The organism is Ramlibacter sp. (assembly GCF_028291745.1).
Taxonomy (GTDB): Bacteria; Pseudomonadota; Gammaproteobacteria; order Burkholderiales; family Burkholderiaceae_C; genus Ramlibacter.
The window spans coordinates 1-14,082 of the sequence record NZ_JAQGNQ010000062.1 but is presented as its reverse complement, the minus strand read 5'-3'; the positions used below and the strand labels follow the sequence as shown (position 1 = coordinate 14,082).

General features: G+C 67.6%; 18 protein-coding genes and 1 pseudogene. 11 read left to right on the top strand and 8 right to left on the bottom strand.

The genetic code is table 11. From position 1 onward, the window contains the following. From JWP60_RS11225 to JWP60_RS11205, 5 genes are all read left to right on the top strand, one after another. A partial coding sequence (locus tag JWP60_RS11225) for an ABC transporter substrate-binding protein (RefSeq protein WP_299790703.1) occupies positions 1–691 on the top strand: 691 nt, incomplete at its 5' end. 12 nt (positions 692–703) lie between these two features. Beyond that, positions 704–1,564, top strand: a complete 861-nt coding sequence (locus JWP60_RS11220; RefSeq protein WP_299790700.1) for a branched-chain amino acid ABC transporter permease — start codon at positions 704–706, stop codon at positions 1,562–1,564. Further along, positions 1,561–2,607 (top strand): branched-chain amino acid ABC transporter permease, encoded by a 1,047-nt coding sequence (locus JWP60_RS11215; protein ID WP_299790697.1) that lies wholly within the window; start codon positions 1,561–1,563, stop codon positions 2,605–2,607. Before JWP60_RS11220 ends, JWP60_RS11215 begins: the two co-directional genes overlap by 4 nt. Beyond that, complete coding sequence (locus tag JWP60_RS11210) at positions 2,604–3,344, top strand: ABC transporter ATP-binding protein (RefSeq protein ID WP_299790694.1); 741 nt, start codon at positions 2,604–2,606, stop codon at positions 3,342–3,344. Before JWP60_RS11215 ends, JWP60_RS11210 begins: the two co-directional genes overlap by 4 nt. Beyond that, positions 3,334–4,047: an ABC transporter ATP-binding protein gene (locus JWP60_RS11205; RefSeq protein ID WP_299790691.1), complete on the top strand. Its 714-nt coding sequence runs from the start codon at positions 3,334–3,336 to the stop codon at positions 4,045–4,047. Before JWP60_RS11210 ends, JWP60_RS11205 begins: the two co-directional genes overlap by 11 nt. Positions 4,048–4,169: 122 nt before the next feature. On the opposite strand, the gene JWP60_RS11200 is transcribed toward JWP60_RS11205, so the two are convergent. From JWP60_RS11200 to JWP60_RS11165, 8 genes are all read right to left on the bottom strand, one after another. After that, on the bottom strand, positions 4,170–4,994 hold the full coding sequence (locus JWP60_RS11200; protein ID WP_299790688.1) for a DMT family transporter: 825 nt from the start codon (positions 4,992–4,994) through the stop codon (positions 4,170–4,172). Further along, a complete protein-coding gene (locus tag JWP60_RS11195) occupies positions 4,991–5,299 on the bottom strand; it encodes a DUF305 domain-containing protein (protein ID WP_299790685.1) in 309 nt (102 codons plus the stop codon). The genes JWP60_RS11200 and JWP60_RS11195 overlap by 4 nt, the downstream gene beginning before the upstream one ends. 55 nt (positions 5,300–5,354) lie before the next feature. Further along, positions 5,355–6,758 carry a YncE family protein gene (locus JWP60_RS11190; protein WP_299790682.1) on the bottom strand — a complete coding sequence of 468 codons (1,404 nt, stop codon included), beginning with the start codon at positions 6,756–6,758 and terminating at the stop codon, positions 5,355–5,357. A gap of 101 nt (positions 6,759–6,859) precedes the next feature. After that, on the bottom strand, positions 6,860–7,852 hold the full coding sequence (gene lipA, locus JWP60_RS11185; protein ID WP_299790679.1) for a lipoyl synthase: 993 nt from the start codon (positions 7,850–7,852) through the stop codon (positions 6,860–6,862). Between the two features lie 16 nt (positions 7,853–7,868). Then, positions 7,869–8,615 carry a lipoyl(octanoyl) transferase LipB gene (gene lipB / locus JWP60_RS11180; RefSeq protein ID WP_299790676.1) on the bottom strand — a complete coding sequence of 249 codons (747 nt, stop codon included), beginning with the start codon at positions 8,613–8,615 and terminating at the stop codon, positions 7,869–7,871. Between the two features lie 6 nt (positions 8,616–8,621). Beyond that, entirely contained in the window at positions 8,622–8,924 is a 303-nt protein-coding gene (locus JWP60_RS11175) for a DUF493 family protein (RefSeq protein ID WP_299790673.1), read from the bottom strand. A 2-nt stretch (positions 8,925–8,926) separates the two neighbouring features. Then, entirely contained in the window at positions 8,927–9,808 is an 882-nt protein-coding gene (locus tag JWP60_RS11170) for an aminotransferase class IV (protein ID WP_299790671.1), read from the bottom strand. Between the two features lie 23 nt (positions 9,809–9,831). Further along, positions 9,832–10,278 carry a CopD family protein gene (locus tag JWP60_RS11165; RefSeq protein ID WP_299790668.1) on the bottom strand — a complete coding sequence of 149 codons (447 nt, stop codon included), beginning with the start codon at positions 10,276–10,278 and terminating at the stop codon, positions 9,832–9,834. A gap of 153 nt (positions 10,279–10,431) precedes the next feature. On the opposite strand from JWP60_RS11165, the gene JWP60_RS11160 reads away from it, so the two are divergent. From JWP60_RS11160 to JWP60_RS11135, 6 genes and pseudogenes are all read left to right on the top strand, one after another. Then, entirely contained in the window at positions 10,432–10,914 is a 483-nt protein-coding gene (locus JWP60_RS11160; protein ID WP_299790665.1) for an ATP synthase subunit I, read from the top strand. 7 nt (positions 10,915–10,921) lie between these two features. Then, positions 10,922–11,794: a F0F1 ATP synthase subunit A gene (gene atpB, locus JWP60_RS11155; protein ID WP_299790663.1), complete on the top strand. Its 873-nt coding sequence runs from the start codon at positions 10,922–10,924 to the stop codon at positions 11,792–11,794. 93 nt (positions 11,795–11,887) lie between these two features. After that, positions 11,888–12,148, top strand: a complete 261-nt coding sequence (atpE, locus tag JWP60_RS11150; RefSeq protein WP_299790660.1) for a F0F1 ATP synthase subunit C — start codon at positions 11,888–11,890, stop codon at positions 12,146–12,148. A 66-nt stretch (positions 12,149–12,214) separates the two neighbouring features. Next, the gene (locus tag JWP60_RS11145) at positions 12,215–12,688 is read left to right on the top strand and encodes a F0F1 ATP synthase subunit B (RefSeq protein ID WP_299790657.1); all 474 of its coding nucleotides are present in this window, start codon (positions 12,215–12,217) and stop codon (positions 12,686–12,688) included. A 12-nt stretch (positions 12,689–12,700) separates the two neighbouring features. Continuing rightward, entirely contained in the window at positions 12,701–13,231 is a 531-nt protein-coding gene (locus JWP60_RS11140; RefSeq protein WP_299790654.1) for a F0F1 ATP synthase subunit delta, read from the top strand. Positions 13,232–13,259: 28 nt separating this feature from the next. Next, positions 13,260–14,082: pseudogene (locus tag JWP60_RS11135) on the top strand (F0F1 ATP synthase subunit alpha); the annotation flags it as partial.

Sequence of the window (14,082 nt, the reverse complement as noted above, 5' to 3'; positions counted from 1 at the left end):
CTTCCAGCGTGTGTTCGAGGAAAACGGCGGGCAGATCGTCCAGAAACTGTTTCCACCTCTGACGGCCCCTGATTACGGCACCTATGTCGCGCAATTGAACGACAGCGCCGATGCGATCTTCCTGGGCTTTGCAGGATCGAACGGATTCCGCTTCGTGCGCCAGCTCGTCGAATATGGTCTCGACAAGAAGATCAAGGTGATCGGCGGCATGACGGCGCTGGACGAATCCGTGCTGCGCAACATGGGCGACGAGGCGCTGGGCATCCAGACCGCCTGCTGGTATTCGGCCGAACTCGCGAACCCCGTGAACGCCCGCTTTGCCCCGGCCTTCCGCAAGGCCTTCGGCTACGACCCCGGCTTCTATGCCGCGGCCACTTACGTCAACGGCTCGGTGCTGGAAGCCGCGTTGAACGCGGTCAAGGGCAATGTCGCCAACAAGGAGGCCTTCATGGCGGCCCTGAAGAAGACCAACGTGCAGACGGCCCGCGGCCCGGTGCACTTCGACGAGTACGGCAACGTGGTCGGCGACGTCTACATCCGCCAGGTGCAGCGCAAGGACGGGCGCCTGGTCAACGCGGTGGTCAAGACCTATCCGAACGTCAGCCAGTTCTGGAAGTACGACCCCAAGCAGTTCCTGGCCAACCCGGTGTACTCGCGCGACTATCCGCCCGCGAAGAACCTCGAGAGCTGAGGAGCCGACGCAATGCAGATCTGGGCGATCCAGACCCTCAACAGCCTGGCACTCGGCGGGCTGCTGTTCATGCTGTCCTCGGGTTTCGCCCTGATCTTCGGCTTGATGCGCATCGCCAACCTCACGCACGGCGCGATGTTCATGATAGGCACCTATGTCGCCGCGACCGTCGTGCGCGCCGGCCACAACCTGCTGCTGGCCGCACTGGCGGCCATGGTGTGCGTGGCGGTGCTGGGCGGCCTGATCGAACGCCTGCTGCTGCGCCGCCTCGGCGGCAATTCGCAGGCGCAGGTGCTGGCGACGCTGGGCCTGTCCTTCGTCGCCGCCGACGTGTGCCTGATGATCTGGGGCGGCGACCCGATCCCGGTGCAGACGCCCACGTTCCTGCAGGCCCCGCTGCACCTGTTCGGCCTGAGCTTCCCCGCCTATCGCCTCGTCGTGCTGGCCATCGCCATCGTGGTGGGGCTGCTGCTCTACCTGCTGATCGAACGCACGCGCCTGGGCGCGATGATCCGCGCCGGGGTCGATGACATGGCCATGGCGCGGGCCGCGGGCATCCCGGCCTCGCTGCTCTTCTCCATCGTCTTCTGCCTGGGAGCCGCCTTGGCAGGACTGGGCGGCACGCTCGCCGGCCCGATCTTCAATGCCTATCCCGGGCTCGATGCCGAGATGCTGCCGCTGGCGCTGATCGTGGTGATCCTGGGCGGCATCGGCAGCCTCACGGGCACCTTCTTCGCGAGCTTCATCGTCGGCTTCATCTACACCTTCGGCATCTTCCTGGTCCCGGACCTCGCCTACGTGGTGCTGTTCCTGCCGATGGTGGTGGTGCTGGCCTTCCGGCCCAACGGACTGTTCGGGCGGAGCTTCGCATGAACGCGCCGCACACCGCCGGCCCGGTCATGCGCTGGGTGCCGCTCGCCGTCGCAGCGCTGGTGGCCCTGCTGCCGCTGGTGGCCGGCGAGTACTTCGTCAACCTCGCGAGCCAGGTGCTGATCGCGGTGGTGTTTGCCTCCAGCCTGAACCTGCTGACCGGCTATGGCGGGCTGACCTCGCTCGGGCATGCCAGCTTTCTCGGCATCTCGGCGTACAGCAGTGCCTGGCTCGCCCTCAAGCTGGGGCTCGGGCACGGATTGACCGCGCCGCTCGCCCTGCTGATCACCACCGCGGCCGGCATGGTGTTCGGATGGATCGCGCTGCGCGCCACCGGCCTGAGCTTTTTGATGTTGACGCTGGCGCTGTCGCAGATCGTCTGGGGCCTGGCCTACCGGTTGGTCGCGGTCACCAACGGCGACAACGGCCTGTCGGGCCTGACGCGCCCGCATCCCTTCGGCTGGGACCTGGACGTCAGCAACAACTTCTTCTGGTTTGCGCTGGCCATCACCTGCGCCTGCATCTTCGCCATGAAGCGGCTGGTGGAGTCGCCCTTCGGCGCCAGCCTGCGCGGCACCCGCGAGCAGCCCCGGCGCATGGAGGCACTCGGCTATCACGTATGGGCGATCCGCTGGGCCACCTTCGTGCTTTCCAGCTTCTTCGCCGGCGTCGCCGGCCTGCTCTATGTGTATTTCCACAAATACATCCACCCGAGCGCGGTCTCGGTGTCCGTGTCCGCCGAGGCGCTGCTGAGCGTGATCGCCGGCGGCCCGGGCACCATCTACGGGCCGGTGCTGGGCGCGCTGCTGGTCGTGATGCTGAAGAACTTTGCCTCGGCCTACGTCGAGCGCTGGAACCTGATGCTGGGCCTGGTCTTCATCTTCATCGTGATGTTCCTGCCCGGAGGGCTGGTGTCCATCCTCTCCTGGTTCCGGCGCCGCCCCGCGCAGGCGCCCGAGCACGCGCCCGGCGCCGAAGCGAGCGCCGAGGGCGCAGTGCCCGTGGTGGGCGAGCAAGTGCCCGGCCAGGCCGGAGGCCACGCATGACGCCGGCCCTGCAGATCACGAACCTCTGCAAGGCCTTTGGCCGCATCGCCGTCACGCAGGACGTATCGATCACCGTGCAAGCCGGGGAGCGACGCCTCATCATCGGGCCCAACGGCGCCGGCAAGACGACGCTGTTCAACCAGATCGCGGGCGAAATCGCCTGTGATTCGGGCAGCATCCGCCTGTTCGGCGAGGACGTCACGCGGGTCCCGGTGCGCCGGCGCGCGCACCTGGGCGTGAGCCGGACCTACCAGGTGATCACGCTGTTCGCGCGCGACACGCTGCTGCACAACGTGGTGCTGGGCATGCTGGGCGTCGACCGCCGCCGCTTCCGGCCGCTGCGCCCGCTGGCCGACGAGGCCGACCTGCACGCGCAGGCGCTCGCGGTGCTGCGGACCGTGGGCCTGCAGCACCGCGCGCAGGTGCCCGCTGGTGAACTGTCGTATGGCGAGCAGCGGCGCGCCGAGATCGCGGTGGCGATGGCCCAGCGCCCGCGCCTGCTGTTGCTGGACGAGCCGCTCGCCGGACTCTCGCAGGACGAGCGCAGCATCGTGCGCGACCTCATCGCCGCGATTCCGCGCGAGACCACCATCGTGATGATCGAGCACGACATGGACGTGGCGCTGGCCTTCGCGGAACAGATCTCCGTGCTGCACTACGGACAGCTCATTGTCGAAGGCGACCGCGAGACGGTGGTCGCGCATCCGCGCACGCGGGAGGTCTATCTTGGCGCATGAAGTCCTGGTGCTGCAGGGCGTGCACGCCCATTACGGCCGCAGCCACGTGCTGCACGGCATCGACCTCACGCTGGGGCGCGGCCGGCTGCTCGCCCTGCTCGGTCGCAACGGCGCCGGCAAGAGCACCACCATGCTGACCATCGCGGGGCTGCTCAAGGCCAGCGCGGGCCGCATCGCGCTGGGCGGGCGGGCCATCGAGACGCTGGTCCCGGAGGCCATTGCCCGCGGCGGACTGCGCCTGTGCCCGCAGGGCCGGCGCGTGTTCGCCAGCCTGAGCGTGCAGGAGAACCTGAACGTGGCGGCGCAGCGCCGTCCCGGCCCGCGGCCCTGGACCAGCGAGCGCGTGTACGAGCTGTTCCCGCTGCTCAAGCCGCGGGTGCGCCAGCGGGCCGGCACGCTCTCCGGCGGCGAGCAGCAGATGCTGGCCATCGGCCGCGCGCTGATGGGAAACCCCGAGGTGCTGCTGCTGGACGAACCGTCCGAAGGCCTGGCGCCGCTGATCGTCCACGAGGTGGCCGAGGGCATCGCGCGCCTGAAGCAGGAGGGCTTGTCGATCATCCTGGTCGAACAGAACTTCGCGCTGGCGATGCGCCTGGCCGACGATGTGGTGGTGCTCAATACCGGGGCGATCGTCATGCAGGGCAGCGGCGACCAGGTGCGGGCGAATCCGGAGTCGGCGACGCGACACCTCGGGGTGTTCTGAGCGCAGCCAAAGCGCGCCGGCTTGCGCATCCTGCTCAGGGACAGCGGAAGTCCACGGTCATCCCGAACCAGACCGTCAACCGGTCGGCGAGCATCGTCGACCAGAGCGAGGTGTGAGCCGCCTCACTTCGCGCGCGTGCCGAGCACGGCGGCGCCGATGATCAGCGCCGCGGCGAGCGCGATGGCGGGCGTCAGTGTCCGCCCCGTCACCAGCACCAGCAGCGCCGTCGACAGCAGCGGCGTGAGATAGCTGAGGATGCCGATGTGGCGCGCGTCGCCGGTCTTCAGGGCGCGGTCCCAGAGGAAGAAGGCGGCACCCAGCGGGCCGAGCCCCAGCAAGGCGATGAACAGCCAGTCGCGGCCCGAGAGGGACACGGCAGGTTCCAGCCACCAGTGGCAGGCGAGCGAGAGCAGGCCCGAGACCAGTCCGAACAGGCCGATGGCCGCGGTGGGAAAGCTGGCCACGCGCCGCGTGCCCAGCGAATAGGTCGCCCAGATGCAGGCCGACGCCAGCGCCGGCAGATAGCCCCAGGACCAGGCCGTGTCGGCGCTCGCTGCGCTCCCTAGGATCGCGATGGCGGCGCCGGCGAAACCCGCGAGCGCGGCAAGCACGTGCGCGGCCTTCCATCGCATGCCGGGGAGCAGCACCGGCGCGAGCACCACGATCAGCAGCGGCCAGAGGTAGTTCACCAGGTTCGCCTGCACCGGCGGGGCCAGGCGCAATGCGATGAACAGCAGGAAGTGGAAACCGAACAGGCCATACACGCCCAGGGCCAGCGTGGGCGCCGGCACCTTCCACTGGCGCGCGAGGGGCCAGGCCGGGACGCTGCCGATCACCAGTCCGAGGCCCGTGAGCAGGAAGGGCGGGACGTGGCGCAGGGCGACGCCGAGGGAGGCCAAGGTGGCCCAGAGCGCGATGGCGCCGAGGGCGTACAGGGAGGCGGTCACCGCCCCCGCGTCCCCCCCAGTGCCGGAAACTCGGGGCCGCGCCCTGGCTGCTGCAACAGCGCCAGCCGCCGCTGCATCCCTTCGATCTCCACCGTCTGCCCCGCGATGATCTCCTGGGCCAGCTGGCGCGTGACCGGGTCGCGTCCGTGCTGCAGCAGCGCGCGCGCCATCGCCACCGCGCCCGCATGGTGCGGAATCATCATCGCGAGGAAGTCGATGTCGGGATCGCCGGTCGGCCGCGCCGCGTGCATGTCGGTCATCATGCGCGCCATCCCCGCATCCATCTCGTCGTCGAAAGCGCTCACGGACAAGCTCCGTGTTGCGCACTGCGGTGTTCGCCGTTGGGGCGGCCGGGCGGGCTCACGCGGTCTGCCCCGGCGACCCCACCCGCACGTACACCAGGTTGATGCTCTTCTTGTTGCGCAGGCGCCCGGAAGGAAGGGCAAGCTCGCCGAGCGGGATCTGGGCGATGAACTCCGGCTTCAGGGGATCGCGCACGTCGAAGGCGCTGCACACGGTCTGGCCGGCGTTGGGCGTGCCGGGGAGTTCGTCCTGCTCGTGGGCCACGTACAGCAAGGTGTTTTCCGGGTTGGTCCACAGGCCGTGCGCCTCGCGGCCATGGCTGAAGAAGTTGCCGCTCGGCCGGCGCTGGCCGCTGGGCACCGAGCGATCGATCACCGCGATGCGGCTGGAGGCGACGCCGCCCGGGCCGCCGTCGTCCACCCGCGCCAGGCTGGCATACACCACGCGGCCCCGGGCGTTGTTGACGAACTCCACGTGGTTGGGCCGCGCATCGGTGCCCAGCGGCACCGCATCGAGCAGGTGGAACTCGGGCCGCGTCGAGCGACAGGACACCGAATCGGCCAGCTTGTGCGAGAACCACACCTCGTCCCCGTCCGGCGTGGTTTTCAGGAAGGGCGTGAAGCCGGGGCGGTCCTGCTCCGCGATGGCCAGCGTGGTCGCCCGCTGCGGTGCGAGGTGGCCGTCACTGCCGGCGCGCAGCGAGAACACGTCGATCCTCGCCACCTTCTGGCTGGCGACGAAGGCATGCGTGCTGTCGCGCGTGAACCAGACCTGCGCGGGCCCAGGCAGCGTGTCCACATAGGCGCGGATCGGCTGCGCGCTGGCGTCGCCGCGCAGGAACTTGAGCGCGCGCTCCACGTCGAGGATCGCGATGCGGTCCTCGCCGCGCAGCGTCACCCACAGCTCGCGGCCGTTGCGCGTGAAGGTGGGCTCGTGCGGCTCGCGGCCGACCAGGATGCCGGTGCTGATGCGCTCGGGGCTGATGTTGGTGCCGAGCGCGGGATTGGGCGTGTTGCCGATCACGCGGCGCGTGGCCGTGTCGATCAGGTAGATGTTGCTGGAGCCGCGGCCGCTGACGGCGATCAGGCGGCCGTCCGGTGACGGCACCGCGCCGTGCGCGTCGACGCAGCCGTGATACAGCGGCTTGTGGATCATCGCCGCGTGCGTGGGCGCGACGCCGCCGGAGACGAAGCGAAACGGGACGCGTGGATCCTCGTCGAAGCTCGTGAGGTTGATGGTGGTGTCCACCACGTTGCGCGCGGGGTCGATCACTACGACCGTGTTCGAGTCCTCGTTCGTGATGAAGACGCGGTCGGCTGGGTCGATGCCGGGCACCGGCCCCGCGGGCGCGGGCGCCTGGGCGGCAACGAAGCCGGGGCTCGCGGCCAGCGGCAGCGTGCCGGCGAGTTTCAGGAAATCGCGGCGGCGCTGGGAAGCGGGCTCGCGCGGATCGTCATGCATGCGGTCTCTCCGATGGGCGACACAGGGATGATCGCCGCAGGCGACGTTGTAGTCCATCGCCCGCCGGCGGGCACCGCGGGCAACCCTAGGAGCCCGGGCTGCTACGAGGCGATGTGCACGCCCGCCGCCTGCGCCTGCTGGTCCGCGTGATACGAGCTGCGCACCATCGCGCCGACGGCGGCATGCGTGAAGCCCATCTCGCAGGCCTTTCGTTCGAACATCGCGAAGGTGTCCGGGTGCACGTAGCGCCGCACCGGCAGGTGCGAGGTGGTGGGCGCCAGGTACTGGCCGATGGTCAGCATCTCGATGCCGTGCGCGCGCATGTCGCCCATCACCGCGAGGATCTCTTCGTCGGTCTCGCCCAGGCCCACCATCAGGCCGCTCTTGGTGGGCACGCCGGGATGCAGCGCCTTGAACTTCTGCAGCAGCTTCAGGGAGAACTGGTAGTCCGATCCGGGGCGAGCCTCCTTGTACAGGCGCGGGATGGTTTCCAGGTTGTGGTTCATCACGTCGGGCGGGGCGGCCTTCAGGATCTCGAGCGCGCGGTCGTCGCGGCCGCGGAAATCGGGCACCAGCACCTCGATGGTGGTGGCGGGCGAGAGCTCGCGGGTGCGGCGGATGCAAGCGACGAAGTGGCCGGCGCCGCCGTCGCGCAGGTCGTCGCGGTCGACGCTGGTGATCACCACGTATTTGAGCTTGAGCGCGGCGATGGTCTTGGCCAGGTTCTCCGGCTCCTCAACATCCAGCGGATCGGGACGGCCGTGGCCGACGTCGCAGAACGGGCAGCGGCGCGTGCACTTGTCGCCCATGATCATGAAGGTGGCCGTGCCCTTGCCGAAGCATTCGCCGATGTTGGGGCAGGAGGCTTCCTCGCACACGGTGTGCAGCTTGTGCTCGCGCAGGATCTGCTTGATCTCGTAGAAGCGCGAGCTGGCGGAGCCGGCCTTGACGCGGATCCAGTCGGGCTTCTTCAGGATCTCGCCCGCCTCCACCTTCACCGGGATGCGCGAGAGCTTGGCGGCCGCCTTCTGCTTGGCGCCGGCCTCGTAGGTTTCGACGGACTGCGCCTCGCGCACGACGTTACTGGAGCTCATGGGATCTTTCTGGTCTTCAGGGAGCCAGCAGCGCCTGCAGCTTGTGGCCCAGTAGCGCAGCGGCTTCGTTCCAGGTGGTGGAGACCCCGATTGTAGAAAGGTCGACCGTGCGCAGCCCTGCGTACCCGCAAGGGTTGATGCGCTCGAAGGGTTGCAGGTCCATGGCGACGTTGAGCGCGAGGCCGTGGTAGGTGCGGTGGCGGGTGACCTTGATGCCGAGGGCGGCGATCTTGGCCAGGCCTGAGAAGGGATCGGGGGCACCCTCACCCCCGCCCTCTCCCGCGAGCGGGAGAGGGAGTGACTCCGCATCGCTCCCTCTCCCGCCTGCGGGAGAGGGCTGGGGTGAGGGCAGCAGCCTCGCATGCCCGAACGGATCTTCCGTCCGCACATAAATCCCCGGCGCCCCGCGCACCCGATGCCCCGTCACCCCGAACCCCCCCAACGTACGCAGCACCGCCTCTTCCAGCCGATACACGTACTCCTTGACGAAGTACCCCGCCCGCTGCAGGTCGATCAAGGGGTACGCCACCACCTGCCCGGGCCCGTGATAGGTCACCTGGCCACCGCGATTGGTGGCGATCACCGGGATCTCTCCCGCAGCGAGCACGTGGTCCGCCTTGCCGGCGAGTCCCTGCGTGAACACCGGCGGGTGTTCGCACAGCCACAGTTCATCGGGCGTGTCGGCGCCGCGGCCTTCGGTGAAGGCCGCCATCGCCTGGTACGTGGGCAGGTAGTCCACCCGCCCCAGCACCTTGACCTGCATGTGGGTTTAGAGGACGACCTTGACCATCGGGTGCGCGGTCAGCGCCCGATACAGGTCGTCGAGTTGCTCGCGGCTGGTTGCCGTCACCGTGATGGTGATGCCCAGGTAATTGCCCTTGCTGCTGTCACGCAGTTCGACCGTCGAGGCGTCGAAGGCGGGATCGAACTGGCGGGCGATGGTGGTGACGGCGTTGACGAAGCCTTCCACCTTGGCGCCCATCACCTTGATCGGGAACGCGCTCGGGTATTCGATCAGGGTTTCCTGGCCGGCGGTGAGCGCGGACTTGGGCGGAAAGATGGAAGCGGTCATGGTCAAGAGCGTTTGGCCTGCTGATAGCCTGAAAACAGCTTCTCGTAGATAGGGCCAGGTCGGCCGTTTCCAACCGGCTTGCCGTCCAGCACCGTGCACGGCATCACCTCCTTGGTGGCCGACGACAGCAGGATCTCGTCGGCGTCCAGCACTTCCTCGCGGCTCACCGGCCGCAGCTCGAAGGGGATGCCGGCGGCGCCGCACAACTCCTCCAGCAGCCCGTAGCGGATGCCTTCCAGCACCAGGTTGTCCTTGCGCGGGCCGAGGACCGCGCCGTTCTTCACCACCCAGACATTCGAGGCGGCCGCTTCGCTCAGCCAGCCGTCACGGAACATGATGGTCTCGTTGCCGCCCACGTCCGCGCTCATCTGCCGCGACAGCACGGCGGCCGCCAGGCTGGTGCTCTTGATATGCGCCTTCTGCCAGCGGAAGTCGTCCGCGGTCACGCACATCACGCCCTTGGCGCGTTCTTCGGCCGGGTAGATATAGAGGCGGTTGACCATCGCGAAGACGGTCGGTTCGATGTCGGGCGGCATCACGTGGTCGCGCATCGCCACGCCGCGCGTGACCTGCAGGTACACGAGCTGGTTCGTGTCTGCGGGCTGCTTGCCGACGTGCTGCGCATAGGCGGCGATCAGGTCGTCGACCACTTTGCGCCAGGCAGCGCGGTCCAGCGGATTGCGGATGCGCATGACGCCGAGGCTGCGGTCCAGCCGCGTCATGTGCTGCTCGAAGCGGAAGGGGCGGCCTTCGTAGGCGGGCACGACTTCGTACACGCCGTCGCCGAAGATGAAGCCGCGATCCAGCACGCTTACCTTGGCCTCTTGCAAGGTGCTCATCTGGCCGTTCAGCCAGCAGGGCAGGGCAGGGATGTTGTCACTCATGGCTGCATTGTCACTGGTTCGGCTCACCGCCACAGCAGCACCGCCGCGATCGCCACCCACCCGAGCGTGAGATTGATCTTCACCAGCGAGGCGATCTGGTTCATGCGCTTGCCGCCTTCCGGCCAGTCCTGCGCCGCGACGGCCCGCTGCAGTCGCTTCCAGGGCGCAAAGTAGATGTGCCCGAACAGCAGCATCATCACGATGCCCAGGCCCGCCATCGCGTGCCAGCCGCGCGGCGCCTGCGCGCCCGGCAACTGCTGCAGCAGCGGCACGCCGGTCGCCAGCAGCAGCGCGATGCTGACGATCACCACGACGAAGAAGCGCCGCAGCACCCCCACCATCAGCGGCAATCGTTGCGGCGGCAACCAATCGGCATGGAGGGCGGGGCGCAGGGCCATGACGGCGAAGGCCATGCCCCCCATCCAGAAGATGGCGCCGGCGATGTGGAAGAGCAGGAGGAGGTTGCGCATGGGGCAGGATTCTGAACCAGCCCGGTTCAACCTCGACGCAACAACCGTCCCCCGCATCCGCATTGCTCATGATCCGCGCCTGGTGGAGGCCTCTGCGTTTCTTCTTATAATGGGAGGCTTTCCGAAAACTTTCAGGGTCGACAGCGGCGGCACATGCCAACAACAAGAATCGCCCCGCTGCCTGAAGAACCAGATGAGGCATCCCCCGTCCTGCCGCTGAGCGCCGAAGAGGCGCAGCGTGTGCGTGAGCTGAACCCGCGCATGTCCCCCTGGTGGGTGGTGGCGGGGCAGGCCGCAGTCGGCCTGGTGGCGGCGCTGGTGGGGTGGCTGCTGACCGGAAGGCAGAACGTCGGATGGTCCGTGCTGTACGGAGCTTCGGCCGTGCTGGTGCCCGCGGCGGTGTTCGCGCGGGGGATGACCGGAAGGTTTTCATCGCTCAATGCAGGCACGGCCGCCGTCGGCTTCCTGCTGTGGGAGATGGTCAAGATCGCCTTGACGCTGGCCATGATGCTGGTGGCGCCAAGGCTGGTGGCGGGACTGAGCTGGCCGGCTTTGCTGGTGGGCCTGGTCCTGGCAATGAAGGTGTACTGGGTCGCGCTGGCTTTTGCCCCGCGCCCCAGGACGAAATCGAGCTGAAAGAAACATGGCTGCTGAAAACGTTGCCGCGGGGCAGGGACCGACCGCGGGGGAATACATCGTCCACCACCTGACGTTCTGGCAGAACAAGAAGCCGGACAACGTCGTCGATTTCTCCGTGTTCAACTGGGACTCGCTGTTCTGGGCGATCCTGCTGGGCGCGGTCACGTGCTTCTTCCTCTGGAAGGCCGCACGCAAGGCCACGCCCGGCGTGCCCGGCCGCTTCCAGGCTGCCGTCGAGGTGCTGGTCGAAATGGTCGAGTCGCAGGCCAAGGGCATCGTGCACAACGCCACCAGCCGCAAGTTCGTCTCGCCGCTGGCATTGACCGTGTTCGTCTGGATCATCGTGATGAACACGATGGACCTGCTGCCGGTCGACCTGGTGCCCTTCCTCTGGCAACACATCTACGGCGCCACCGGGCACGACGCCGAGCACGCGTACATGCGCGTGGTGCCCACCGCCGACCTCTCCATCGCGATGGGCCTGTCGCTCTCGGTGCTGCTGATCTGCCTGTTCTACAACATCAAGATCAAGGGCATCCGCGGCTGGGTGCACGAGCTGTTCACCGCGCCCTTCGGCGCGCACCCGGCGCTGTGGCCCTTCAACTTCGCGATGCAGATCATCGAGTTCATCGCCAAGACCGTCTCGCACGGCATGCGACTGTTCGGCAACATGTACGCCGGCGAACTGATCTTCCTGCTGATCGCGCTGATGGGCGGCGCCTTCTCGCTCAACGCGACGGGCATCGGCCTGGCCATCGGCCACATCGTCGCCGGCTCGGCCTGGGCGATCTTCCACATCCTGATCATCGTGCTGCAGGCCTTCGTGTTCATGATGCTGACGCTCGTCTACGTCGGTCAGGCCCACGACGCCCATTGATCGCAGCGCAGGGGTTCGCCCCTGCGGGCACCGCACCGCTTTTCGCCTTTCCTTTTCTCGTCAACCACCACAAAGTCCCTAGGAGTAGAAACAATGGAACAAATCATCAGCTTCGTCGCACTGGCCGCCGGCCTGATCATCGGTCTGGGTGCCATCGGTGCCTGCATCGGTATCGGCATCATGGGCAGCAAGTACCTCGAATCGGCTGCCCGCCAGCCGGAACTGATGAACGAGCTGCAGACCAAGATGTTCCTGCTGGCCGGCCTGATCGACGCGGCGTTCATCATCGGCACGGGTATCGCCCTGTGGTTCGCCACGGCCAACCCGTTCCTGGGCCAGCTGGCCAACAGGTAAGCGCAGCATCCTTTCGCAACCAACCATTCCCGGCGCGCGTGTGTGCCCGGGAGCAAGGATGACCAAGTGAGCATCACCGGTACCCTCATCATTCAGGTGATCGTGTTCCTGATCCTGGTCGGGTTCACGATGAAGTTCGTGTGGCCTCCGATCGCCGCCGCGCTCGACGAGCGCGCGCACAAGATCGCCGAAGGCCTGGCCGCCGCCGACAAGGCCAAGGCCGAACTGGCTGCCGCCGACCGGCGCGTCGAAGAGGAACTGGCGAAGTCGCGCAACGACACCGCCGCCCTGCTGGCCGACGCCGAGCGCCGCGCCCAGGCGATCGTGGAAGAGGCCAAGGGCCGCGCGACCGAAGAGGCCAACAAGATCGTCGCCGCGGCGCGCATCGAGGCTGACCAGCAGACCGTGCGCGCCCGTGAGGCCCTGCGCGAGCAGGTGGCTGCGCTGGCCGTCAAGGGCGCCGAACAGATCCTGCGCCGCGAGGTCAACCCCGCCGTGCACGCCGATCTGCTCGATCGCCTGCAGACCGAGCTGCAGTAAAGGAAACCAGGCATGGCCGAACTCGCCACCATCGCCCGTCCGTATGCCGAGGCGCTGTTCCAGTCATCGACGAATGACCTGGGCGGCACCTCGCAGTGGCTGGACGCCCTGGCCGTCGTGGCCGGCAACGAGCAGCTGCGGCAGTTCGCGGACAACCCCAACGTCGGCAGCCAGCAGGTGTTCGACGTCGTCTCCGACGTCGCGCGCGTGCAGTTGCCCACCGCGGGCCAGAACTTCCTGCGCATCGTGATCGACAACGGCCGCCTGGCCGCCCTGCCCGAGATCGCGCACCAGTTTCGCGAGATGAAGAACGCGCAGACCGGCTCGTCCGATGCGATCGTCTACAGCGCCTTCCCGATCGCGGCCGAGCAACTGCGCAGCGTTGCTCAGGCACTCGAAAAGCGCTTTGGCCGTAAGCTCAATCTCACCGTGCAGGAAGACCCGTCCCTCATCGGCGGCATTCGCGTGGTGGCGGGCGACGAAGTGCTGGACACCTCGGTGAAAGCCCGCCTCGAACAAATGAAAGTCGCGCTGACGGCGTAGTGCCGCAAGCCCACAAAGGACTGAAGTCATGCAGCTCAATCCCGCTGAAATTTCCGAACTGATCAAGAGCCGGATCGAAGGCCTGGCCGCCAGTGCCGACATCCGCAACCAGGGCACCGTGCTGTCCGTGACCGACGGCATCGTCCGCGTGCACGGCCTGTCCGATGCCATGGCCGGCGAAATGCTGGAGTTCCCGCCCACCGCCGACGGCACCCCGACGTTCGGCCTGGCGCTGAACCTCGAGCGCGACTCCGTCGGCACCGTGATCCTGGGCGAGTACGAGCACATCTCCGAAGGCGACACCGTCAAGTGCACGGGCCGCATTCTCGAAGTGCCGGTCGGCCCCGAGTTGATCGGCCGCGTGGTCAACGCGCTGGGCCAGCCGATCGACGGCAAGGGTCCGATCAATGCCCGCATGACGGACGTGATCGAGAAGGTCGCCCCCGGCGTGATCGCCCGTAAATCGGTGGACCAGCCGGTGCAGACCGGCCTGAAGTCGATCGACGCGATGGTGCCTATCGGCCGCGGTCAGCGCGAGCTGATCATCGGTGATCGCCAGACCGGTAAGTCGGCCGTGGCAATCGACGCGATCATCAACCAGAAGGGCCAGGGCATGACGTGTATCTACGTCGCCATCGGCCAGAAGGCATCGACGATCAAGAACATCGTGCGCTCGCTGGAAGAGCACGGTGCGATGGAATACACGATCGTCGTCGCCGCATCGGCGTCGGAATCGGCCGCCATGCAATACATCTCGGCCTACTCGGGCTGCGCGATGGGCGAATACTTCCGCGACCGCGGGCAAGACGCGCTGATCATCTATGACGACCTGTCCAAGCAGGCCGTCGCCT

Bases quoted from the DNA above. Each gene is read 5' to 3' on its own strand.
- JWP60_RS11220 (WP_299790700.1), top strand. From the start codon at position 704: ATGCAGATCTGGGCGATCCAGACCCTCAACAGCCTGGCACTCGGCGGG.
- JWP60_RS11215 (WP_299790697.1), top strand. From the start codon at position 1,561: ATGAACGCGCCGCACACCGCCGGCCCGGTCATGCGCTGGGTGCCGCTC.
- JWP60_RS11210 (WP_299790694.1), top strand. From the start codon at position 2,604: ATGACGCCGGCCCTGCAGATCACGAACCTCTGCAAGGCCTTTGGCCGC.
- JWP60_RS11190 (WP_299790682.1), bottom strand. From the start codon at position 6,758: ATGCATGACGATCCGCGCGAGCCCGCTTCCCAGCGCCGCCGCGATTTC.
- lipA (WP_299790679.1), bottom strand. From the start codon at position 7,852: ATGAGCTCCAGTAACGTCGTGCGCGAGGCGCAGTCCGTCGAAACCTAC.
- lipB (WP_299790676.1), bottom strand. From the start codon at position 8,615: ATGCAGGTCAAGGTGCTGGGGCGGGTGGACTACCTGCCCACGTACCAG.
- JWP60_RS11175 (WP_299790673.1), bottom strand. From the start codon at position 8,924: ATGACCGCTTCCATCTTTCCGCCCAAGTCCGCGCTCACCGCCGGCCAG.
- JWP60_RS11170 (WP_299790671.1), bottom strand. From the start codon at position 9,808: ATGAGTGACAACATCCCTGCCCTGCCCTGCTGGCTGAACGGCCAGATG.
- JWP60_RS11165 (WP_299790668.1), bottom strand. From the start codon at position 10,278: ATGCGCAACCTCCTCCTGCTCTTCCACATCGCCGGCGCCATCTTCTGG.
- JWP60_RS11160 (WP_299790665.1), top strand. From the start codon at position 10,432: ATGCCAACAACAAGAATCGCCCCGCTGCCTGAAGAACCAGATGAGGCA.
- atpB (WP_299790663.1), top strand. From the start codon at position 10,922: ATGGCTGCTGAAAACGTTGCCGCGGGGCAGGGACCGACCGCGGGGGAA.
- atpE (WP_299790660.1), top strand. From the start codon at position 11,888: ATGGAACAAATCATCAGCTTCGTCGCACTGGCCGCCGGCCTGATCATC.
- JWP60_RS11140 (WP_299790654.1), top strand. From the start codon at position 12,701: ATGGCCGAACTCGCCACCATCGCCCGTCCGTATGCCGAGGCGCTGTTC.